The sequence below is a fragment of the Streptomyces sp. NPDC051211 genome (assembly GCF_040689505.1).
Classification (GTDB): domain Bacteria; phylum Actinomycetota; class Actinomycetes; order Streptomycetales; family Streptomycetaceae; genus Streptomyces.
This window is the reverse complement of sequence record NZ_JBFBAV010000012.1, coordinates 17095-39209: the sequence shown is the minus strand read 5'-3', so window position 1 is coordinate 39209 and position 22115 is coordinate 17095. Positions and strand designations below refer to the sequence as shown.

Sequence of the window (22115 nt, the reverse complement as noted above, 5' to 3'; positions counted from 1 at the left end):
AAAGCTACGGCGAGCCGCAAAGTAGCGGTGAGCAATCTTGCGGATTCATTCACCTGGACATTCATCCCGTGCACCCGATGTTTGCCGGAGAAGTAGGGGCGGTCTGCCTTCACCCGGTCGGTATGGATGAGTTCGTCGAGGTCAGCGGGGTGCTGTTGGGGGCGGTTGTGCGGGTGGCTTGGAGTGCGTTTTCGCGGCGTTGCAGCTCGACGCACTGATGTTGTCCGGAAGTCACCAGTAACGAACAAGATCAAATAAAGGTCGGCGGCGTCAGTCGTATCGACCGCTGATCCGGTGCCAGTCGAGGTTTCCCCGCATCCAGTTGCGCAGGCCTCGGAGATATTGTGCGAGTTCTGTGGAGGGGTCGGCGGCCATGACCATCGCCTCGGCGTCGAGGTAGCGCGACATCTGTTCGTTGTGAATCCTGACGGTTTCCTGCAGTCCATCTGTGGCGTGGGCGGCCTCCAGGATGCGCGGCAGGCTGTAGCTGCCGACGCTGGTCCGGTCTTCCTTTGCTTTGGAGTACAGGTCGTTGACGTGCATGATGAGGGTGGAGGCTATGAGGCTCAGCGCGCGGACGGCGGGGGCCTCGAAGTCACGTGCCGGAAGCTCGTAGTCGTCTACGACGTCGCTGAGCGAGAAGTTCGACAGAGCTCCGTTGTAGGGGCGAACGGCCAGGTACTCCCACGCTGGGGGGTGCAGGTGGCCCAGCCGCCACGAGTTCTCGCCCGCCATCGCCAGGAGTGTCGAGATGATGCCGTACCGGACCCGCCCCGTCTGTGTCGGCGTGCCGAGCGTGGTGACGCGGACCAGGAGCTCCCGGAACGCTCTGAGTACCGGGTCGCTGGCCACCTGCCGGTGAATCACCTCGGCCTCGGGGCTTGACAGCGGCATGTCGAGTGCCACTGAGATCAAGGTCAGCCGTGCCGCCGCCGTCTCTGCGTCAGCCCCTAGCGACTCATCATCGCAATAGTGATCATCTGCGGCGAACATGGCGGTGGTCAGCTGTGCTTCCAGTAGCAACCGGTCTCGGTCCTTCGTGTCGGGATGGACGAGTACCGCGAACGCGCCGAACCGGAACTGGCGAAACTTCTTCAGCGCCCCCGCGAAGACTCCGATCTCCTGCGCCCATTCGGCTATCCGCTCGTCGATCTCTTCGGCGAGCTCACTGTCGAACCGAGACGGGAAGGGGCAGCGTAGTTCCAGGATCGGTGATGGCCGTCTGTCGAGGGGGTGGCTCATGCGCAGGACTCACTCTCTACCGAGGCTCATGTGGCCGCGCGGGTGCCGCAGCAACCGTGGTGTGGGCGCTCTCTGGTATCTACCCGGATCCATGGTTTTGTCCGCATCGCTTCGGGGGTTGATCCCCAGCTGCCGCGCGATCGAGGCGGGCCTGTCCTGTGTCTGTGAACGGACTGTAACGGTTTGTTTGCTTTGGGATGGCCCGGGTGGGCTCGGTTCTACGTTGTGGCCATGCCGATGGTGGATTCCTGACCGAGCGGGAGGCGGCGGCGTTCGGCCGGTATGGCCAGGAGCCTTTGACCTTGAGACCGTCACCCAGCTCGAACTCCTCCGCACCTGGAGCCCACCATGATCGGACCGTTTTGAATAGCCTTCCGGAATTCTTTATGATCTCAATTTTTCGCGCTTTGTCTCGCGTTCTGTGATTACCATGCGGAGATGGTGGGGGGTGAGAGTGATGTTAAAGGCGGGACGGACTCGGTTATTGGGGATGGGGCGCAGCTGCCAACGAGCGTAGATGGTGGCCAACGCGATAATGGCTTCGGCAATGGCGAAGTTGTCGCCGATGCATTTGCGGGGACCTCCACTAAATGGGACCAGGGCACTACGCTGTGGGGTCATCCTGGTCTCGTCCCAGCGGTCGGGGTCGAAATGCTCCGGGTTATCGTAGAGGTCGTTTCGGTGGTGGATCAGATATGGGCTGTAGATGATGGTTGTACCGGCGGGGATGGGATGTCCTCCGAGATTGGTGTCTACTGATGTGACTCTTGTGGAAATCCAAATGGGAGGGCGGAGCCGTAGAGTTTCAGTAAGGATCTGGCGGGTGTAGGTGAGCTCCGCCAGGTGTTCGTAGGAGACGGATTCGCCAGCGATGACGGCGTCGATCTCGGCCTGCAGTCGGCTCGTGACTGCGGGATGTTGCCCAAGCAGGTGGAGCGACCACGCGAGCGCGGAGGCGGCAGTCTCCACGCCTCCGAGGAAGAACGTAATGGCCTGGTCGCTGATCTCGGCATCGGTAAGGGCCAGATCGTCGTGCCCGTCGACGGCGCCGAAGTTGCGGGTTGCCAGCAGCGCCGACAGGAGGTCGCCGTGGTCAGTGCCCTCGGCTTGGCGGGCGATGACTATGCCATCGACCGTTTGCCGTAGCCGGGTACGGGCCCGGCGATAACGGCGGTTACCGGGTGTGGGAACACGGTTCAACGTGTGAGGTGAGATCGCGCGCCTGTATATCCCTTTGGGCAGGGTAATTATGTCATCTATGACCTGGCGTTGGGCGTGCGGTGGGAGGCTGCCCTTGAATAGGGCTTCCGCTGTGGTACATGCGGTCAGGGACACCATCGCGGGCAGCACATCGAGCACCTGCCCATCCCGCCAGGTGTCGACCATCAGGTCGGCCTGCTCTCTCATCGTCTGTGTGTAGTCGGGAAACCGGCTGGGATGGAAGGCCGGCTGTGCTAGGCGGCGCTGACGCCGGTGCCGACTGTGCGGGCAGGTGGCCATTCCGTCGCCCAGGACCTCCGCTACCCGATCCAACACGAGACCGGCCTTGTCGAAGGTTCGGTCGTCCAGCAGGACCTGGCGGGTCAGTTCTGGATCGCAGATCATGATCGCTATGGACGGGCCGATGCGGATCCGAACCAGATCACCGAAGGCCGGGAGAGAGGTCAGAAAAGAATGTGGATCGCGAAGCAGCGGCAGGGTGTGCCCGAGGAGCGGGAGCGCCCTGGGCGCCTGCCCGAAGGAGTATTCGGGCTGGGGAGTGAGATGGGTAGACGACATGCTGGGCACCTCTTTCTTACTGATTGTGCACATCCAGGTGGCTAAGAGTGCGCTGCTGGCAGCTGCGGGTGCTGTGTCAGCGGCAAGAGGGCGGTGTCCCAGATTTCGTTGGACACGAACCGCCAGGTGCCATCAGGGTGTTGGCTGCGTAGAAGATAGGCGAGGCAGCGCTGCTTTGCAGAGCACGGGATTGCGGAGAGCGCCATGTAGGCAACGGCGGTGACGGCCGGCATCCTGCAGTAGGATCCGTCCAGCGATTGCTCGATCTCGAGCAGCGCACGGCACGAGCCGATGGCTCGTACCCGAGTGCCCGTCGCGCGATAAGGTCGGCCGCGGCCAGGCTCACCCGCTGCCATTGTTTGAGACGCTGTCCACCAGCTGCGTGCAGCGACTGCTCGACGTCGGCCAACAGTCGACCGGGGTTCGCGCCGCAGGCCCGGGTATGCACCGCGAGACTGTTGACAAGAAGCGCCCGCTTACCCTGTTCCAGTTCCGAGAAGGGGACAGGAACTCCATCAATGTCCGTAGAAGTGAGGCACAAGGTTCGGAACCACCGCTCAATCCCCTGAGCCACCGGATCATGTGCCTGCGGGGCCGCGGCCGCAAGCCATGTTAGAGATCTTGCTTTCGCTTCAAGACTCACTCGGCCAATCCTGGTCAAGGCCAGATGCGCGATCGCTGTGTCGAAGATTCGGGGCTCGGCCGCACTCTCCCAGAATCCCTCGGCTGGGTCCTGCGTTCGCAGGGCATACTCGGCCGCTCGCCACAGGGCACCCTGCGTAAGATCCAACTCATCACCTCAATTACTGAATTCAGCTGGATCTGATACGGCGCGCCCGAGCCCTCGGGCCAAAGAGGCGGAAGACGCCCGAACGTCCTACGGTGAGTACCTTCCGCTCTCATGTCCTGAGCGTGCGGCCTCGGGGACAGCCCGTCAACACCCGCCGCATGGAGCTGGCAGCAAGGTCTAACGCAAACGACCGTATCCGGCAGGCCCTGTCGCGAGTCGGCGGCTCGATCTGCTTCGCGCAGGTGCACCGGCAGACTGGCGCGGACATGCTTCACACCACACCGCTACCTGCCCACACCCTCATTGCCGCGCCGGAACCGGGGTTCACCCAGCCGGGGGTTAGACGGTCCGGCCGAAGTAGGCGGCGAGCCGGTCGAGGGCCGGTGCGCATCCGCTGACCACGATGCCGGCGCTCGACGCCGCCGAGGTACTCCTGCCGATCCTCCGCCACGGCCAGGACCCCCTGGGCATGGGCAGCCCACCCTTCGCCCGTGACTCGCAGAACAGTCCTCAGCGGGCCAGGCACTTCTTCCAAGAGAGGCGGTACGTGGTCTTGATGCTGCCGTCGGTGGAGTCCATGGCCATGAAGCTGGTGGCAGCTGCCGTATCGGAACCTCCGCCGTCCACGAGCAGCTCGGTGTTGATGTTGAAGTTCCGCTTCTGGCCGCAGGGCAGCCACGCGACGGCCGCAACAGGCGTCGTATCGCTCACCTGCCAGTTGTCCTCGAGCGGTCCGCGGAACCTGTGGCTCCTACTGTCAGTGCCGCGCGTGCCCTGGAAGTAGTAGCTGGCCTTCTGGGTTCCGACTGCTCCCCTCTGCAGGCTTGCAAAGCCACGGTAGTCCGCCTGGCCGACGGCGTAGGTGTAGCCCTTGGGCACATCGACCCGCAGGCCAAGCTGGCAGTTCTTGCGATAGTCGGTCGGCTTGGCCCCTTTGCCGACCTGCGCGAGGTATTCGCTGTAGGTCACGGTGAAGGCCGTGTTGTCCGGCGCGACAACGACGGAGGCGCTGCCGGGCCGACACCCGGAGCCGTTGACCGAGACGACGTCGATGGTGACCTTGTCGACCGGCTTGGGAGCCAGGGGCGCGGCCCCCGCTGACGACACAAGGGCAGTGGTGGCGAGCGTCGCGACCGCGGAGCTGACGGCGGCCGTGAGAGTGCGTGGTGTACGAATCATGATTGGACCAACGAAACGTGATCGTGAATCGCAACGCTCCGCCGACGGCTCGGAACCCGTCACTCGGAGGTGGGCACGCTGGGTGGTAGTGGCGCGGGTACCGTTCCGTCGGTTCCAGCAGCAGTTGACGTGGGCGCAGGAGGGACGTCAGCCGGGCGCGGGTCGGAGCCGGGGCGGAGGCGGGGCGCAGCTGCCAGCGGCCGGCGATGGCGACCAGGCGAGTGTCCCTTCGGTTTGGTCGGCCCGTCCTCGCCGGAGCGGCTACTGCCATGTCTATGGCCGCGCGAAAACGGCTTCGCAGTTCATCGCGGGCTGGCCGTACTCGTTCGTCACGGTGCTGGAGACGGGTGCAACGTTCTGAACCGCGATCCTGGACGCGATCCGTCTCGGGTCTGCCGACGACGCGACCGCTGTCACCGCTTACCGGCTCCGAGATGTCGTGCAACGGCTCATTGCAGCGGGCCAGTGGCAGACAGGCGAACCGGACATCGTCATTGTGTGCGACTCGTGTGCGACGCCGGCTACGACGTCACCCGCCTGGCCTGAGTCCTGCGGGATCTGCCGGTCGAGCCGGTCGGTCGGTTTCGTGGCGATCGCGTGATGCGGTTGCCGACGCCGCCTCGCGTCTACGACCCGAAGGGTCGCCGGCCGCCGAAAGCACGGTCCGGAGTTCCGCTTCACGAAACCGGCCGGACCACCACGGCGAACTTCCAGTGATCGGGGGCACGCTGGTCCGGCTCAAGGTCGAGCACCTGCCGAAGGACCGCGAAGCGTCGGCCGTCTGGCTATGGTCGTCCAGGACCGGCGCCACGGACGGATCCGGCCCAGGCTCCCGGACCGCAGGGGGACCGCTGGACCTGGCTGATCGTCGCCGCCCACACTCACCAGCCCGACCGGAATCAGTACAGCGAGCAACCACGCAGACATGGCGTCCCCCCAGACGCCATCCCCGCATCCCGTTCGACCAGCATAGATCCCCGCACAGACGCCAGAACGGGGCCAGACCCGCCGGGGACCTGGGTCAGCGGAGCGCGCTGACGACCAACCAGATCGTCAGAGGGGCGGTGCTGAGCCCGCCGAGGAGGGAGAGCCAAGCCATCGAGTTGTCGAGGATCCGTGCGAACCGAGTGCGGGGTACGAGCACGTCCGACGTGTCCCCCGGGTTGTAACTGACCTGTTCGAACGGTGCGGCGCTCAGGTATGAGAGGTAACGAGTCGTACCGGTGTTGTCCTCGTACTGGTACACCCTCGGCCTGTCGGTCCGCACCGCGACAACCGTCACGCCGTGCCGGCGCAGGCGACGCTCGTGGAACGACGACCCCGTGAACAGCACAAAGGCCCCGATGAACAGGACCGTGAGGCCACCGATGATCCCGCTCACGAAGGCGCTGCCCTTCGCATCGGAAGCGTCCGCCGTGGCGATGAGGGCCACGGACAGGCCGACGACCCCTCCCAGAGCCCCGAGCACGCACCACGCGAGTCTGCGCCGGAACTTCTGCAACCTGGTTCTGGCGAAGGAGCGCACGACGACCAGGGCCCCGCCGTCGACCTCCTCGACCGGGTCGGGCAGCAACGCGTTCACGGCGTCCGCGAAGACGACGGCCGCCGCCTCGCTCACGTCCTCGATCCGATGGACGGCCGGCGTCGCCCCCGCAAGGGCCCTCAACTCGACCGTCACGCACCGCGCTTCGGCATGGAGGCGGGCGACCGCCCTGGCGGGGATCGCCAACGTCTCGCCGCGGCGCTCCAGAACCAACTCGCCCTGCTTCCAGCTCAGAACAGCGGCGCCGCGCCCTTGCAGGACAGGTATGGAAGAAGATGTGATCGACATGGGCAAGATCGTAAGGCGGGGACGATCGCCCGCGACACGGCGGTGCCCAGGCCGCCCCGGTACGGTAAGGGCAAGCGGCCCGTGTCGCGGCGCCGTCGTGTCGGTGTCCCCCGACGCCGAGGACGCGATGACGCCGGGCCTGCACCGGTCGGCCGAGTTGGTTGCAGGAGCGGATCGACTGTCCCGTCGGGGGAACGCCAAGATCACTGCCTTCCCGGGTGACCGGCGACGAAGCCTACAGCCAGGACTCCCTGTTCCTCGCAGCCTTGCAGGCCCGGAGGAGGGGCTACCTCCTGGCCGTTGCCTGCTCCACCGGGGTGCAGATCAACGGCGGCCGCACCCCCATCCGCGCGGATCTCCCCGCTCACCGCCTGCCCGCCTATGCCGGGCAGCGGCACAGCGCCGGAGCCGGTGCGAAGGGGCCGCGCTACTACGACTGGGCCCGGGTCCACCTCCGATCGAGTTGTCCGCCCCCGAGATCCGCCACCTACTCGCCGCCGTCCTCCACCCACAAAACGCCGCTGCGGCCGGGCTGCTGCATTGGTCGAACTGGCGCAGACACCACCAGGCAAGAGCCCAACGCAGCCACTACCGACGATGGTCCAGCGACGAACCCACCGGATAGATCACGGGCGTCGCACTGGAGTATGGGCGGGTCCATCGCCAAGGCGTGGTGAAGCGCTGGGCACCAGCCGATGGAGGTAGAACTCCCCGAGCGGGAGGTCGATGGACAGTGACCGGACCTGGTAGCGGCCGTGTGGGACATCGACCTGGATCATGTACCTCTCTTCCGTTTCCGCGCCGGGCACACCGGAATCGATGAGGAAGTAGCGTCCGCCCAGGGCGATCTCGACAGCGTCCTGCCATCCCTGTGCGTCCATGGCCCGCTCCGCCTCCTTGTGAAGGTCGACCTTCTCGTCGGAGCCGACGTTCTGTACGAAGGTCATGCTCTCCGGAAGGTACGTCACAGGCAGAGCCTCGCCGCCAATCGTGAGAACCTCCCCGTGGTCGGGAAGTGGGACCTTGCTGACGTAAGCCTGGAACACCTCGTTCGCCTCGGTGCCGTCCCAATCCTGGAGATAGCTCGCGGGACACAGGGCGTAGTAGCCGAAGTCCGTCCCATCGAGCCAGTTGACCGAAACCACCCAAGTCCCCCAATGCGGCGTCCGGACGCAGGTTGCGTCCTTTCGCGCCTACAGGTATCACCAGCCACCGACACTGTGATCGGCCCGTCGCCAACGCTGGAGCCGGACAGATCACGAAGCCGCACTGGAGTACTAGGTGGGCCTCCGTCAGCCGGTCCGCCGCCCACCCCGCACCCACCGGCCCTCCGCAGCGCCGCGCGGACCGCCTCCGGCTCGGCGACCTCCACCAGCGCCCGCGACCACAATCCCTGGACCTCCGGCGTCGTCGAAGGACACGTCAGCCGGATCAAGGCGCTCAGGCGCCAGATGTTCGGCCGGGCCGGCTTCGATCTCCTCCGCAACCGTGTACTGCCCAACTCATAGGACATCGTCTTCTGATGCTTCGCGGGGGTTTGCGGGCAGGGAACTCGATGGCGCCGCCTTTGGCGGCTGTGGAAGCGTGTTGGCTACAGCCACCGACGGAGAGACCGAGATGACCCACGACGATGCTGTCCGGCAGCTCAGCCACATGGCGCATGAGCGGGTGTTCGGCCTGCGCGTCGGATCCGACCGTCTCATCCAGGCGGGGTTGGACGCCCTGATGGCCGGGGTTGAGAGCCCTTCGCTCGCCCTGCTGGCCGGCCTCTTGCGGCGCGAAGAACCGGAAGCCCCAGCTCTCTTCGACCAGGTCCTGGAAGAGCTCGGGCTCCGCTTCCAACCGCCGGCCGACTTCGACGCAGGGAAGTGGGCCATGGCCTACTGGATCGCCGGTCGCATCGTGGACGGATCTCTCGATCCCGCTACTGGTGCCGGTCTGATCTGGGGCGACGTCGCCGAGGACCTCGACTATCCCGAAGACCTGAAGCCTCTCGTCTGGTGCGCGGTCGAACTGGATGACTGGCACGAGGGCTGCGGGGTCTCCGTAGAGGCGCTGAAGGAGAAAGCGATCGAGGCAGCTGGCCAACTACTGAGCATGCAGGCGCCGAAAGCACGCAAGGACTGACTCTGGTCCATGCGCCGTTGCCTACTCATCCACTCGGCAGCCGTGATCACACTACGTGTGCACGCGTCATGGAATGTGTCCGGAAACGAGCAATCAGTCCGCACGGGGTTGCCACCGGTGTTGCCACCGGTTTTGACGTCGCGTGGTATGTGAGATTGGGAGGAAACCTCTGAGAGCTACGGTCTCTTCATCATGTTCACCGGGAAGGTACGGGAGCCCTTCGCGGCGCTGGTTAATCCCACCACGGGACAGAATTGAGTGAGCGTTGGATTCTCGGTTGTCTATTCCATTGCGGTCAGGCGTCGCGCCCATTGGGTTTGTTCTGGCGGGTGAGGCGTCGGGGCACGAGGTTGGGCGCTCCAGAACCCCGGTGATATCGAAGGCACCGACACCGAGGACATCGTCCAGCCTTCGACGCCGGCTACGGTCCGTCCAGGACTCCAGCCACTCGCTGGCCTTGGTCAGGTCCTCGTCATCGGGCACAGGGTCCACCGGGCCGTCAGGGGGTGGTCGTTGAACAGGGCCTCCAGGCGGGCGCGGCGCTCCTTGTAAGGACGGTTCAGCACCTCCTGGCCCTCCTGCTGCAACAGGTCGAACGCCGCGAAGCAGGCCGGCCACCGCCCGGCCAGGCCCGCGGCGCTACGGCCACGGGCGGCAGCCCGACGCTTCAACGCCTCGAACGACAACCGGCCCGCCTCCCGATCCCAGACGACCAAGTCGCTTTGCGGACACGCCTTAGGGGTCGTCCGGCGACGGCGCTGCTCCACCGCCGGACCACCCGAAGCGGGCCCGCAGCCGCCGCCAGGGGCTGGCCCGGGCCATCCTCCGGTTTCCCTCCTCATCCGCCCGTATCACCAACTCGCCCTCGCCGCTCTGGAGCATCCCCGCGAAAAGCAGGAGTTCGGCCGCGCGGACGGTGTCCCCCAGCCGCCCGTACGTCGCGCCGAGAGCGCGCATCGCCGTGTCCAGCCCCGCCCGGTCCCCGACGTCCTGATAGAGCGCCATGGCCCGCTCGAACGCCTGCAACGCTCCCGTGTCATCCGCCGTGTCGGTCAGCACGGAACCCAGCGCGAGATACCCCTGTGCCTCGCCGCCGCGTTCGCCACCCGCCCGGCACGCCTCGATCGCCTGCTTCAGCGGCTGGACGGCCTCGTCCGGACGGCCCGCTTCGTGCAACACCACCCCCAGCCGACCCGCGGCGAAAGCCACCCCATACCAGTCGTCGAGCTCCCGGAACATGGCCAGGGACCGCCCGTACCGAACGATCGCGTCGCCGAGGCGACCGTCGGCGCACAGCGCGTTGCCGAGGTTTGACAGTGCCTTGGCGGTCACGAGGGGCGTGCCGTGCTCTGCCAGGAGGTCCACTGCCTCTTCCAGTACGGCGATGGACTCCGCCACGCGCCGCTGGCTCAACAGCAGCGTGCCGAGACCGCCCAGTGCCTCAGCCTCCCGTCGACGGTCGCCGAACGTACGGAAGAGCGCGAGTGCCTCTTCGAGGGCGGCCGCCGCCTCGTCCAGACGGCCGGTCAGCGTCCACAGGGACGAGGAATTGAGCAGCACCAGGGCCCTGCCCGTGGTCGGCTCCCGCACAGCGTGAAAGGCCACCAACCGCTCGAACAGCTCGGCGGCCTCATCGAACCGCCGGGCCTCGGTCAAGGCCAGAGCGATCTCGTGCAGCAGCAAGTGCTGGGCATCCCGGTCACCGGTCCGGTGCGCCTGCGCCTCGCCGATCCGGCCCACGTGGATCGCCGCGTCGAACAGGCGGCGCCTGGAGAGATACCCCATCAAGAACGCCGCGAAGTCCACCGCGTCGTCAGCCAGGCCGAGATCGGCACACAGGACCACCGCGGCGATCAGGTTGGCCCGTTCCATGTCGAGCCAGCGCAGCGCCGACCCCGCGTCCGGGAAACGCTCCACCTCGTCGACATCGCTCCGGGCCTGCAGGCGACCGTGAGCGCCGTACAACACCGCTCCGTAGAGCGAGAGAACACGGTGCGCCGCTTCCTCCCGCCCGTCGCTCCCGGCATGCCGGTCGGCCTGCTCGGTGGCGTACAGGCGGACCAGGTCGTGCATGCGCCAGCGGTTCGAGCCCACGGGCTGTTCCGCGAGGAACCCCGTGCGGGCGAGCGCGGCCAGCAGCGCGCGCGTAGCCCTGACCGCGCGTTCCGCGTCCGGATCCTCACCCGGTACGAGCCCCAGCACCGTCGCGAACTCCGTGTGAATATCCGGCCCGGGACTGGCCGTCAGCAGCCGCAGCAGCCGGGCCTGGTCGGCCGGCAGCCGCGCGTACGAGTGGTCGAACGCCGCCCGCACCCCCGTCGGCAGACCGCCTCCGTCCGCAGGGCTGAGCGCGTCCAGCCGGGAGCGGGTATCCGCCAGCTGTCGCGCCAGCTCCGCGAGCGCGAGCCCCGGGTCGCCGGCCAGCGTGGCCGCCGCCACCGTCAGCGCCAGCGGGAGCCGCCCGCAGTGCCCGGCGATCGCCACCAGCGCCTCTGGCTCGCGCCCGGGGCGCGGATCTTCCGGCCAGGCCCGCCGCAGCGCGTCCGCGACCAGTTCGGTCGCCGCGCCTTGCGCGAGCTCGTCCAGCGCCAGCACCCGTGCCCGGAGCTCCGGCCCGACCAGCCGCTCCCGCGAGGTCACCAGCAGCCGGTGCGCCTCCCCCGGCGGGACCAGGTCCCGGACCTGCGCGACCTCCCCCGCGTCGTCGGCGACGATCAGCACCCGCCGGCCCACCTCCGCCCGCGCGGCCAGCTCCGACCTCAGCAGCGCGAGCCGCCCCTGTGCCGTCCCCGGCAGGTCTGCGTCCTGGACGCCGAGCTCCCCGAGCAGCGTGTCCACTGCCTGACCGGCGCTCACCGCCGCCCCGCCGGGGTCGTACCCGCGCAGACCGACGAACAGCACGCCGCCATCGAACAGGCCTCGTTCCAAGGCCTGCTGGGCCACCGTCAGCGCCAGTGCGCTCTTCCCGACCCCGGCCAGCCCGGCCACCACCACGGCCCTCGGCCCGCCGGGCTCCAGCATCCCGAGCAATTCCTCGACCAGCCGGCCCCGGCCCACCAGCACGTCCGGCGCGTCGGGCAGTGCCTTCAGGGCGGCGACCGGCGGGGCGGGGAGGTACTGGTACAGGTTCCCCGCGACGAACTGGGAGCTGCCGCCCCGGTCGGCTTTGATCGACACGTCCCATTGGGTGGCAGGCCGCTTGCCCGGCCGCTCGGCAGGCACTACGCGCTGCCCTGCCCGCCCCGGTCCGGCGGAGTGGCTCTTGCGCTGTCCTCCCGGTCCTGCACCACGCGCGCGCCGCGGTCGGCCCGACCGTTCAGATCGACGTTCTCCTCGCCCGCCCCCCACCCTCTTTGAAGCACCTCGCCACGACGATCCGCATCGCCGCGGATCACCACGGACCTCCGAGGCCGATCGGAACCGCCGGCCCACCAGGACCCGCAGGCCACTACGGCCGCGGCCATCGCACCCGCGAAGGCCCCGGCGTCCCTCTCCGGCAGCCAGCCGAACGGATCCTCCCGGGCGAGCGCGAAGCACACTCCGAACACCATGGCCGTCGCTACGACGACGGCCCCCCACCGCGCTGGGCGTCCCATGCGGCGAGGATCCCCCGCCCTCGGGCGCCGAAACTCAGCCGTCGAACTCGGCCTGGAGAATCCCCTCTGCAAGCCGTGCCGGCAGGCGCGGCAGGAGCAGCCGGCCCGCTCCTGACCGGGACGCTCTGGCCTCCACGGCCATGGCCTTCGGCTTCAACCAGGAGAACCTGGACACGCCGCTACGGACCTTCGTCAGCACGTGGCCCCGCCAGCCGGGAAACTCCGCGCAGCTCGCACTCACGGCCAACGGCCTCTTCGACACCAAGGCCCCCCGTGCACATGGCGATGGTGATGGCCGCGATCGGCAACGGCGGCACACGGGTGCATTCCCCGGATGGTGACCAGCCCCAAGACGCCCGAGCCCGCCCGGCGCGCCGTCTCCCAGCACACCGCCGACGAACTGCGGTCCGCCATCGGCAACTCGGCAAGCGCCTGGGTGCCCTCAGCCTCGGTCTCCTGGGCCCTGGCGTTCACCCCGCCCCCGAGCGGCCGCCCCCTGGCCGTGGCGGTCTGCCCTTCCGCCCCTGCCAACACCACCCAAGAGGCCGCCCAGATCGCCGGGCGGCTCGCGAAGGCTGCCAAGCGATAGCCCACCAGGTCCAAACGGCGCGCGCGGTGGGGACGCCTTCCCGGTACCAGTAGTGCGCGGTCACCCCAGCCTTGTCGAACCAGTCCTCGTTCAGGTACCAGTGCTCAGACCGGCGGTACACCGGCCAGGGAAAGTGGCCCCGCCGAACGGCCGGCACTTTGCCGCCCAACGCCACGGCCACCTGACGCGGGCTCATCCCGAACCGAACAGGCCCGACGCTCTCCAGCGGCGTCCAGCCCCAGCGTGGCCGGTCCCTTTCCGGCGTGACCGGCCACTCACCGAGCGGGTCCTGGGGCATCTGGAGGACGTCTTCCCTTGGCCAACCGGGCCGCAGGCACGGCGGGGCGGACACTTGGGCGGTCGTCACTGATGTGGGACATCGATGCCGGCCGCGCGCAGGTTCGCCTCGACCAGCCCGTTCAACCGGGCGATGGACGGTTCCTGGTCTTCCCGGTGGTGGTTGACCAGTCCGTACCGGGAGGCAGCGTCGGACTGGTTCTGAAACCCGGTCGGCATCGCCAGCAGCGCGCGGTTGGCCAGCAGCTTGCCGGCCAGCGCGCACGCCAGCTCCTCGAGCCGCGGGTCGCCCGGATCCCAGGATCTCGCATCCCAACCGCGCTTGGTCAGCTCGACGTATTCGGGATCCTCGAGGCCATGTTCGAGCCGGATCAGGAAGCTTTCGAAGATCTCCGGAACCAGCGCCCGGGCCAGCACCAGCGCCTCCCGTTGACCGGCCAGGTAGTCGGCACTGAAGCCGAGATCGGCGAGTCGGTCCAAGACCGCGCAGGCCCGGTCGGGCAGCAGGGCCCGGTCCCCACGGGTGAGCCGGTGCAGCGTGTCGCGGCGGGCGATCAGGTCCTCGATCCGTTCGTTGAGCCGACGATGGACGTCGTCCAGGGCGGCGGCGAACCGCTCGGGATCGGCGTCCAGCAGGTCACCGATCTCGGCCAGCGGCACGCCGGCCCCGGCCAGGGTCCGGACCTGGACCATGCGGAGCAGGTCGGCCGACCCGTAACGCCGGTAGCCGGAACCGTCACGTTCCGGCTCGGCGACCAGACCGAGCCGGTGGTAGTGCCGCACGGTCTTGATCGTGACGCCGACGAACGCCGCCGCCTGACCGATCGTGAGCCCGTCTGCCATCGGTTCAGTGCACCTCCAGATCGTGGGCGGCCAGATCGTGGGCGGCTTCGGTCTCGCGAACCGCGCCGGCGACGGCACGGTAGTCCTTGCGCAGGATCGAGCCGTGGTCGATGGCGGCCTTCGCGCTCACCTTGAGGTACGGATTGCGGGCGATCACATGGGCGAGGGTAGCGCGCATCTGTTCCAGCCCATCACCCCTGGTCGCCGAGGCTGGCGCCCGAGCGACCACGTATCGCACCGGGACGGTCAACGTGTCGAGGACCGGGCCGAGGGCAGCGTGGAGTGCGTGGGACTCGATGGCGATCTCGACGTACTGGCCGACGGGGAGCGCGGCCAACGCCTGGTAAAGGCCAGGCGCTTGTGGTCGGTGCCGGTCAGCCCATGGTCGCGATGGAGGTTGACCTTGACCTTGGGTCAGGGTGCACGCTCATCGCATTGCCGCCTCGAAGGGCTGGTAGCCACCAGAGCCACCGTTGTGCTTCGGGCTGTGCCACACACCTATCCATCGCGAGATAAGGAATGACCATGGGTGAGTCCCTCCACACCACGAAGAACTCCGCTGTTGGGCCGGATCGCCCGGAACTGCATAAGGCCATCCAGGAGATCGTCGATTGCGGTATCGCCGGAGTGCAGCTGCGCGTGCACGATGAGCGGGGCCAGTGGGTCGGCAGCGCCGGGGTGGCCGTTCTGGGCGAGACCGCCAAGCCGCCGGTCGACGGGCACGTCCGGATCGGCAGCAACACCAAGACGTTCACCGCAACTCTGGTGCTGCAACTGGTGGCCGAAGGCAAGATCGGACTGGACGCCCCGGCGGCCGACTACCTGCCCGAGTTCGGGCTGGACCGGCGGATCACGGTGCGGATGCTGCTGCAACACACCAGCGGTGTGTTCAACCACACCGGCGAGCTTTTGGAGGACGGGACGGTCGTGCACGGGATCCCCTCCACGATCGCGGGCCAGGAGTGGGTGGACAACCGGTTCGAGACCTACCGGCCCGAGGAGCTGGTACGGCTGTCCTTGTCGAAGCCGGCGCGGTTTGAGCCGGGGACGGGCTGGAGTTACTCCAACACCAACTACGTGCTGGCCAGGCTGCTGATCGAGAAGGTCACCGGCCGCTCGTGCGGCGAGGAAACGCAGGAGCGGATCCTGCAGCCGCTCGGCCTGTCGGGCAGCGTGGTGCCGGATACCTCGCCGGAGATCCCCGAACCGCACGCCCACGCCTACTACCGGTACGAGGACGCCGGCCGGCAGAAGACGGTCGACGTCACCCGCCACAACCCCTCCTGGATATCCGCCGGCGGTGACATGATCTCCACCACCCAGGACCTCCACACGTTCATTTCCGCACTGGTGCGCGGCGAGCTCCTGCCGGCCCGGCTGCTCGCCGAGATGCGCAAGCCGCATCCCAAGAGCGGCTTCGGCCTGGGTTTGCGTGTGCAAGATACTGGGCCCAACGGCGGCACCGTCCTCTTCCACAACGGCGGCCACGGCGGCCACGCGGCGTTGATGTACAGCACGCCCGACGGCAGCAAGACCCTTACCGCCGCGCTGAACTATGTGGACGACGCTGCAATGTCCCTGGCCGGGGCGTTCCAGAAGGCGCAGCAGCGGCTCGTCGAGGAGGTGTTCTGCGGCGGGCAGGCCGGATCGGCTGACGAGGCGGCCGAGCCGACTCAGCCGACGGGCTGAGCTTCCATAGGCAGACTCGCTGCCCCCACGGCCGGCCCGTCGCTGCTGCGGGCCCTCCAGCGCGAGGTTCGCAACCTGCGGACTGGCGCGCCGCTGGGCGAATGAACTCGGGGCGAGGCCCGCCCGGCACCCGGGGCCCGCCGGAATACTGGTGGGCCATGACGAACACCCCTTCCACACCCGCCCCGTTCTCCAGGATCAAAATCCGCACCGGGGCGCTGGTGCTCTGCGGCGACGACGTCGCCCTCATCCGCCGCGACCGAGCCGACTCCACCCACTACACCCCGCCCGGCGGAAACGTCGAGGACGGCGAAGACCTCACCGTCGCGCTCGCGCGCGAGCTCGCCGAAGAACTCGGCTTCGACACCACACTGGCCGAGGGCGGGGACCTGATGTGGGTGGTCGACCAGCGCGTCACCCGCCCCGGCCCCACTCCGCCCCCGCGCAAGCTCCACCTGATCTACCGCTTCCACATCAGCCACGACATCCGCGCGACCCTCGCCGAACAAGAGCTGGACGAGCTCCCCGACGGCAGCCACGAGGTCGGCGTGATCGAGTGGATCGACTACCGCAAGACCGCCGAGCTGCCGATCTTCCCGCCCATCGGTCCCGCCCTCGCCGCCCTCACCGACCCCCGCGCCGCCGTCACCGACGCCACCCTGGCCGCCGTCACCGACGCGAACTACACCTGGGTGTGATGCACGAATCGCCAGGCGCTGCGGGCGGCTTCCTCCTCGCCCTCGGCGGCGGCCGGCACGTTCTCCTGCGCGCTGTGCTCCTGGACGGGTCGGTGTCGGGGCCGTGGTCGGTGAGGTGGACGACGGTGCGGACCTGGAGCTTGGCGTAGGAGGCCATCTGCTCGTTGAGCCGGTACACGCGCAACCGGTGGCCGACCAGCGCCCGGGCCCGGGCCCGGGCCCGCTCGAACATTGCCCGGCCGGCCTCGGTGTCGCCGCGGTCGGTACGCAGGTGTTCCGGTTCGCCGAAGGTGGTGCGGAACAGCAAGGCGCCACGCGTACTGATGTCCTCGACCCGGACGGAGAGCAAGGTGGCGGTGAACTGCTCGCCGCGTCCAGCCGGGTCAGGTCCATGCCGACGGTGTCGGCGAGGGTGTAGAGGTGGACGGACCGCGCCCGGACCTGTTCGCTCCGGAGCGTCTGTGGACGGCGAGCATGACGGTTTCGGCTTCGCGACCGGTTCTGGCCTGCCGAGGCGCTCTACCAGACCGGTCTGACAACCGAACGGCGATCGGAACGCGTTTCCGCCGCGTTCCACGCCATGCCGGAGCGTGCCGTCATCTGCTCCGCTCCTCGTATCCGTAACACCTCAGGACGCGGCCGAAATGCCCCGCACGCCAAGGCCCCTCACGAACATGGCTGGATCAGACCCGCCCGGTGATCGGGAACCGTCCCGGACCCCAGGCTTGTCGACGACACAGGGCACCAACGGGAGGGATACGGACGTGGACGCTCTCGCAGCGGCGGTACACACGCTTCTGGAAGATCCGGACGCGTATACGGAGCTGGAGGTGCCGACCGCGGAAGAGGCGGCACGCGCCGTCCTGCTGTTCGACCAGGGGCTGCGTGGCGGGCTTGGGGTCTACCGCAAGATGGCCGCGGGCGCACAGCGCGGCGCCGGATCGATCTCGATCGACCCGCTCCAGGTCCTCTCCGAGTTCGTCCAGAACTCCGACGACGCGGGTGCCGGGCAGCTGCGCATCCTGCTGCGGTCCGACGACATGCTGGTCGCCCACGACGGAGCCGGCCTGCGCCTGCCCGATCTCCTGCTGCTCGGCATGCCCTGGCTGAGCGGCAAGACGAACGACGCCGATGCCACTGGCCGGTTCGGCATCGGACTGTCCACGCTCAGGGCCCTCACCACGGTGTGGGAGGTCCATTGCCACCCCTTCCACGTGCGCTTCTCCGGTAGCCACCTCGAACCCGCGGCGCCGCCGGAACTCCCCGACGGGATCTCCGGACCCGAGTGGACCGTCTTCCGCATCCCGCTGGCCCCCGGCAAGCTGACCGCGGCCCAGCTCCTCGAATGGTTCGAGAACTGGAACGACGCCTCCCTCCTCTTCCTGCGTCACCTCCACCGCCTCGAGGTGACGGCAGGCGAGCACAACACCGTACTGACCCTGTCCTGGGAGGACGTGACACAGCGTCGGCTCCTTATCGACGGCGTCGAGCACGAGGTGAATGTGCAGCACGCCCGAGCCACCGACGGAGCGCTGTGGCGTGTGTACACGGCGCAGGTGGCAGCGCACCCCGACTGGGAACGGAGCCACAAGGCGCTGGGCTCGAGCGTTCCCGTGGGCATCGCGCTCCCCCTGGAACGTGGGGCGAGCGGCAGCGTCCATGCCGGCCTGCCCGTCGCCCCGCTGAACGTGGCGGCCCGCGTCCACACCCAGTTCGACCCCGTCGCCAGTCGCGACGGTTTCGTCGGCAGCCTCCTCAACACGCAGCTCGTCCCGGTGGTCGCCGACCTGTGGGCAGCCGGCGTACGCGACGTCCTGGAGAGAGTGGATCCCACGGCGTGGCACCTCATTCCGCTTCCCTCCCCGCCGGGCTCCGCACCGGCCCACCTGCTCCAGGACCGGATCTGCACCGAGCTGCTCACCCGCGCACGGCAGTCACTCGCCGCCGAGCTGACCCTCCCGGTCGCGAAGGGTGGCCCCGACGCCCCGTTGGCCGATTTCGCGGTCGAGGAGGCCGCGCTGTCGGGGGTCCTCGACGACACCGACGTCGCCCGACTGGGCAAAGCGTCGTACGCCTTGCCCAACGCCGTCCGCGACAGTGGCGGCCGCTGGCGAAAGGTCCTCGCGGACTGGCGTGCGGCGGGTGCCGCGGACCTGCGCGCGGAGGTGCAGGTCATGGACGCGCTCAGCCTGTTCTCCGACGACGAGTGGCAGGACGTCGCGCGGCTCGTACGGCTCGCCGCGGTCGCCCTCGAAACGGGCCACGAGTATGTGCTGGCCGGCCGGGCGTGCCTGGTCACCGCCGACGGGCGCCGACTGCGGCCGCAGCCCGCCGAGAATGCGTTCGCCGACGCGTCCGGCGAGGCCACCGGCCCCTTGGATGTGCTGGGCGTCGTTCTGGACCTGCATCCCGCCTACGCGGAGGACAACGCCTGGGCGAAGGCCGTCACCGCATGGCTGCGTCGGCGGGACTGCCTGGTGCGCCGCGACGACACGGCAGCCGTGCTGAAGATCGTCTCCCGGCTCGGAAAAGCCGGCGGGCAACTTGCCGACGGCGACGAGGCGACGGAGGCCGCCCGGCTCGTCGCCCTGCAGCAGGCACTCGGCGAGCTGCCCAAGAAACTGCGCGACCCGCTCGGTCCGGGCATCGGACGGGCCATCCTCCTCAACGGCTTCGCCTACGACAAGGAAGGGACCGAACAGTCCCACCGCGTGAAGCCCGGCTCCGCCTATCTCCCCCAGGCGTTGGAGACCGCCGACGGAGACCGGTTCGAGATCGCGGCACGCAAGACTCCCGGTCTCATCTGGGTGCGCCGCTCCTACGCACGATCACTGCTCTCCGCCGCCCAGGCAGGCGGGCTGAGCAGAACGGCCTTCCTACGGTTGCTGGGCGTGGCGGACACCCCCCGGCTCACTCCGGCACACCGGGTCTATTACCCGGCGGACACCAAGACGTACCCGGGCGATCTCCGTCTCGGCCTCGCACTGGACTGCAGGTGGTCCGTCACAGGCCGGTGGAAGGAGATGGTGCTCAAGGGAGCCGACCACACCCTGGACGATCTGACCAGCAACGACCTCGTCTCCGTGGTCAAGAACATCACGGCCGAGAAGGACCCGGACGAGCGACGACGCCGCACCGCCGCCCTGCTGCGCACGCTCACCGCACCGCTGACCAGTTCAGACCAGGCCGTCGTCCCAATGGCCCGGGGCCACTACAAGTGGAACGTCACGGGTGAGACGGCGGCCATCTGGGTGTGGCAGCTCCGGGAGACTTCCTGGCTGGAGGACAGCCAGGGCAGGCTCCGGCCGCCGAAAGAACTCACCCTGCGTACACCGGATACGGAAGCGCTGTACGGACCGGAGGATCCGGGATACCTGCACCCGGCGATCCACGGGGCCCTGGCCACCCGCACGGAGGTCCTCACCGCTCTCGGCGTCTCGGGCGATCCCGACGTGCCGCGCCTGATGGAACGGCTGCGTGAACTCCGGGTCCGTCGCACCGGCCACGCCGCCGACGCGGACGTACCGGACAGCCTGAGGGCGGAGGCGCTACTGGTCTACCAGTCCCTGGCCCGGCGGCTGACGCACCGCTCGACGGATGCTCCCCAGACGGCGGTGGAGAAGCAGGTCCGCAACGCGTTCCGGTACCAGGACCTCGTACTGACCGACCAGGGCTGGCGGAAGTCCGGTGACTGCTTCCAGGGACCCGCGATTCTGCGCGGGTTCCGTCCCTTCACCTTGACAGGGGAGGACGTCGACCCGCTGTGGCAGGTACTGGGCATCCCCGAGCCCGGCCCCGATGACCTCATCGACGTGCTGAAGGAGATCTCCGGGACCGGTGCCGCTCCCGACGCCGAGTGCGAAAGGGTGATGCTCGAGGCTCTGCGCCGCCTGCGGGACGTGATCGCCTCCGACGACAGGCCGATGCCGCCGGGACTGCAGAGCAGGCTGCGGAGTCTGCCGCTGTGGACCACGGCCGGCTGGGTCAAGGGCAAGGGCCGATCGGTGTTCGCCGTGGCCGACTCCGGGGTCGAGCGGGTCCTGGCGGACCGTCTGCCCCTGTGGAAGCCGGGAGGGAACGTGCAGCAGTTCACGCCACTGTTCGGACGGCTGCACGTCACACCCCTGGACGTCGCGGGCGCCCATGTCACGTACGAGACCGGAGGCGTGGACGGGGCCGGGGACGCAGCCCTGGGCCAGCCGGCCGATGCGAGCCTCACGGAGGACTTCCGGCGGGGAGTCGCCGCGCTCCAGGACCTTCTGGTACGCGACGAGCCCGAGACGGCGGAGGCTTTCACCGGCTGGACCTGGCTGGCGGGCCTGGAGGTCCGGCTGCTCCCCGGCCTGCGGATCCGTCTCGATCCGGGAGGCACCTACGAGCCCATCGAGCTCCCCGTCGAGGCGCAGATCGACCGCGGCCGCAACACGCTGTTCCTGCACTCGCATTCGGCGCTGACCACCAAGGCGGGTGCGGGCGCGGCCGTCGCTGCCCACTTCGCGGAAGAACGGTCGCGCGTGGGCCACAGCTGGCGGGACGTATGGGAGGAACGCCTGGTGGAGGCAGGGGCCGGGACTGCGCTCACATCGACAGGGCAGCTGGAGCGCGAGGAACGGCAACGGCTCGCCGAAGAACTGCGCCGGCGTGCACAGCTGGCCCCCGCCGCGCCGATGCCGAACGGAAAGCCGGCCGCTCAGCAGGGCACGGCCACCGGCCCGGCTGTCCCCGCCGGCCCCACCGGCATCATCCCGCCGCCCCGCACCGGTTCAGCTCCCGCACCTGCGCCCGCAAACCCCGGACCCGGCACCCGGCTCGGCCCGCAGCACGCGCCGGCCGCGCGCCCCCTGGTGGACACGGCCACCTTCGACGTGCTGCCCGGCAAGGTCACCCCTACCGGCACTCCGTCCACATCGGGCAGCACCCCTGCCCGTACGGCGGGGACGTCGGGGCCCCCGCCCCGCCGCCACGGGACCTCACTCCCCCAGCCCAGGCCCGGAGGGGCCCCGCTCCGCAGCGAGGTCTCACCTCTCGGCTACTCAGACCGCGACAAGGAGGAACTCGTCATCAAGGCGCTCCGCCGGATCCTGCAGGAGCAGGGCGTCAAGCTGGACGACCAGCGCCGTGTCTCGGGCATGGGTGCCGACGCATACGACTCGACCGGGCGCTACTACGAGATCAAGGCACACGGGCGAGATGTCCCGGGCGAGCTGACGCTGACGCGTTCGGAGTTCGTACGGGCCTGGTCGGAAGGCGAGAACTACACACTCGTGATCGCATCACACCTGGAGAAGGGCGCCGGCAGGCCGACCCTCCGGCTGGTGAACGATCCCGTCCACCGCTTCGAAGTCGAACCGCCAACGGACGTCCGTCTCAAGGGCGTACGGGACCTGTCAGTGGAGTCGACCGTGTACGAGTGGCCTGGCACGGAATAGCACCCCGCACGCACCGCGTTCACAGG

The 22115-nt window shown here is 68.6% G+C and carries 16 protein-coding genes and 2 pseudogenes; 6 read left to right on the top strand and 12 right to left on the bottom strand.

Translation table 11 applies throughout. The annotated features are described in order from the left end of the window. Positions 1-20: 20 nt before the first annotated feature. The 5 genes and pseudogenes from AB0447_RS14565 to AB0447_RS14545 form a co-directional block, all read right to left on the bottom strand. Positions 21-140 (bottom strand): annotated as a pseudogene (locus tag AB0447_RS14565) (IS5/IS1182 family transposase); the annotation flags it as partial. A gap of 130 nt (positions 141-270) precedes the next feature. Continuing rightward, positions 271-1242, bottom strand: coding sequence for a terpene synthase (locus tag AB0447_RS14560; protein WP_366476974.1), 972 nt, complete (start codon positions 1240-1242; stop codon positions 271-273). Between the two features lie 384 nt (positions 1243-1626). Next, complete coding sequence (locus tag AB0447_RS14555) at positions 1627-3021, bottom strand: cytochrome P450 (protein ID WP_366476973.1); 1395 nt, start codon at positions 3019-3021, stop codon at positions 1627-1629. Positions 3022-4150: 1129 nt separating this feature from the next. Then, positions 4151-4282, bottom strand: a complete 132-nt coding sequence (locus AB0447_RS14550) for a hypothetical protein (protein ID WP_366476972.1) — start codon at positions 4280-4282, stop codon at positions 4151-4153. Between the two features lie 39 nt (positions 4283-4321). Beyond that, positions 4322-4990: a DUF4360 domain-containing protein gene (locus AB0447_RS14545; protein ID WP_366476971.1), complete on the bottom strand. Its 669-nt coding sequence runs from the start codon at positions 4988-4990 to the stop codon at positions 4322-4324. A 262-nt stretch (positions 4991-5252) separates the two neighbouring features. Between AB0447_RS14545 and AB0447_RS14540 the strand changes: the two are divergent. Continuing rightward, a pseudogene (locus AB0447_RS14540) lies at positions 5253-5799 on the top strand (transposase); the annotation flags it as partial. Positions 5800-6011: 212 nt separating this feature from the next. On the opposite strand, the gene AB0447_RS14535 reads toward AB0447_RS14540, so the two are convergent. Both AB0447_RS14535 and AB0447_RS14530 read right to left on the bottom strand, forming a co-directional pair. Continuing rightward, positions 6012-6821: a hypothetical protein gene (locus tag AB0447_RS14535; RefSeq protein WP_366476970.1), complete on the bottom strand. Its 810-nt coding sequence runs from the start codon at positions 6819-6821 to the stop codon at positions 6012-6014. 626 nt (positions 6822-7447) lie between these two features. Then, positions 7448-7966, bottom strand: coding sequence for an Imm21 family immunity protein (locus AB0447_RS14530; protein ID WP_366476969.1), 519 nt, complete (start codon positions 7964-7966; stop codon positions 7448-7450). Between the two features lie 472 nt (positions 7967-8438). On the opposite strand from AB0447_RS14530, the gene AB0447_RS14525 reads away from it, so the two are divergent. Further along, positions 8439-8948, top strand: coding sequence for a hypothetical protein (locus AB0447_RS14525; RefSeq protein WP_366476968.1), 510 nt, complete (start codon positions 8439-8441; stop codon positions 8946-8948). Between the two features lie 461 nt (positions 8949-9409). Here the strand turns inward: AB0447_RS14525 and AB0447_RS14520 are convergent, their stop codons facing one another. The 3 genes from AB0447_RS14520 to AB0447_RS14510 form a co-directional block, all read right to left on the bottom strand. Further along, positions 9410-9619: a hypothetical protein gene (locus AB0447_RS14520; protein ID WP_366476967.1), complete on the bottom strand. Its 210-nt coding sequence runs from the start codon at positions 9617-9619 to the stop codon at positions 9410-9412. A 64-nt stretch (positions 9620-9683) separates the two neighbouring features. Next, entirely contained in the window at positions 9684-12125 is a 2442-nt protein-coding gene (locus AB0447_RS14515; protein WP_366476966.1) for a tetratricopeptide repeat protein, read from the bottom strand. 44 nt (positions 12126-12169) lie between these two features. Beyond that, positions 12170-12544 (bottom strand): hypothetical protein, encoded by a 375-nt coding sequence (locus tag AB0447_RS14510; protein WP_366476965.1) that lies wholly within the window; start codon positions 12542-12544, stop codon positions 12170-12172. A gap of 334 nt (positions 12545-12878) precedes the next feature. Here AB0447_RS14510 and AB0447_RS14505 point away from each other — a divergent pair, with 334 nt between their 5' ends. Further along, positions 12879-13133, top strand: a complete 255-nt coding sequence (locus AB0447_RS14505; RefSeq protein WP_366476963.1) for a hypothetical protein — start codon at positions 12879-12881, stop codon at positions 13131-13133. Between the two features lie 363 nt (positions 13134-13496). On the opposite strand, the gene AB0447_RS14500 is transcribed toward AB0447_RS14505, so the two are convergent. Beyond that, positions 13497-14273: a MerR family transcriptional regulator gene (locus AB0447_RS14500; RefSeq protein ID WP_366476962.1), complete on the bottom strand. Its 777-nt coding sequence runs from the start codon at positions 14271-14273 to the stop codon at positions 13497-13499. A gap of 4 nt (positions 14274-14277) precedes the next feature. After that, positions 14278-14451, bottom strand: coding sequence for a hypothetical protein (locus AB0447_RS14495; protein WP_366476961.1), 174 nt, complete (start codon positions 14449-14451; stop codon positions 14278-14280). 347 nt (positions 14452-14798) lie between these two features. Here AB0447_RS14495 and AB0447_RS14490 point away from each other — a divergent pair, with 347 nt between their 5' ends. From AB0447_RS14490 to AB0447_RS14480, 3 genes are all read left to right on the top strand, one after another. After that, positions 14799-15962: a serine hydrolase domain-containing protein gene (locus AB0447_RS14490; RefSeq protein ID WP_366476960.1), complete on the top strand. Its 1164-nt coding sequence runs from the start codon at positions 14799-14801 to the stop codon at positions 15960-15962. Positions 15963-16120: 158 nt separating this feature from the next. Continuing rightward, positions 16121-16660, top strand: a complete 540-nt coding sequence (locus AB0447_RS14485; protein WP_366476959.1) for an NUDIX domain-containing protein — start codon at positions 16121-16123, stop codon at positions 16658-16660. 764 nt (positions 16661-17424) lie between these two features. Continuing rightward, positions 17425-22089: a hypothetical protein gene (locus tag AB0447_RS14480; RefSeq protein ID WP_366476958.1), complete on the top strand. Its 4665-nt coding sequence runs from the start codon at positions 17425-17427 to the stop codon at positions 22087-22089. The last annotated feature ends 26 nt before the right edge of the window (positions 22090-22115 follow it).